Annotated in this window: 1 protein-coding gene; it reads left to right on the forward strand. The window is 60.2% G+C overall.

Annotated elements, in window-relative coordinates; genetic code table 11:
• Positions 1-1,033 (forward strand): YPDG domain-containing protein (locus HMPREF3145_RS07815; RefSeq protein WP_210384178.1); only part of this gene is annotated, 1,033 nt, incomplete at both ends.

Here is a 1,033-nt window from a genome sequence, read left to right on the forward strand (position 1 = left end):
GACCGTCGATCCGAACACCGGTGAGATCACTGTGACTATTCCGGAGGACGCAACTCCGGGCACCAAGATCACCGTCCCGGTTGTTGTGACCTACCCGGATGGTTCCACCGACACCGTTGATGTCACCGTCACCGTCGGTGAGAAGGATCCGGATGCTCCGGCGCCAGCCCCGTCGGTCACGGAGACCAACACCACGGTTCCGAATAACGGTGGCGAGCACACCGTCGGCAAGGTCGAGAACCCGACTGGTGAGGAGACCGGCAAGCTCGTCGATAAGGACGGCAATGAGATCCCGGGCTCCGAGGTCGAGATCGACAAGGAGACTGGCGAGATCAAGGTCACGGTTCCGGAGGGCACCAAGCCGCAGGATGCCAAGGTCATCGTCTCCAAGGGTGAAGGTGAAGACGCCGAGAAGATCGGCGAGATCGATGTGAAGATCGTGAACCCGGACTACGGTGAGCCGACGAAAGTTAAGGCCGGCGAGACCGAGACCTCGAAGAACCCGTTCGGTGACGCCAAGGTTCCGGCAGGTACCAAGGCCATCGGTACCCCGTCCAACGGCTCTGAAGGCTGGACGTTCATCACCGATACCGATAAGACTCCGGGCGTCGTCACGGCGAAGGCTCCTTCTTACGAGAAGGTCGGCGAGAAGATCGCTGAGAAGCTGCCGGAGATCCAGAAGCAGGAGACGGGTAAGCGTTGGGATGAGTTCGTGAAGATCTTCACCCCGTTTGCGAAGCCTTCTGTGGATGTTGAGTTCACCTACCCGGGTGGTTCGAAGGACAAGGCAACCGCTGGCTTTGACCTGGTTGGCAAGGATGGCAAGTCCTTGCTGGATCCGACCGGTGACTTCGACGGTGACGGCATCTCGAACAAGGACGAGATCGAGGGTGGCACCAACCCGGCGAAGTCGGACAAGGGCAAGACCCCTGAGATCGACGTCCCGAAGTGTGTCGCAACCTCTGTCGGTTTCGGTCTGCCGCTGATCGCGCTTCTGCCGATTGGTCTGGCTACCCAGATCCAGATCCCGGGC

Source organism: Corynebacterium sp. HMSC05C01 (genome assembly GCF_001807155.1).
In the GTDB taxonomy this organism is placed as follows: Bacteria; Actinomycetota; Actinomycetes; order Mycobacteriales; family Mycobacteriaceae; genus Corynebacterium; species Corynebacterium coyleae.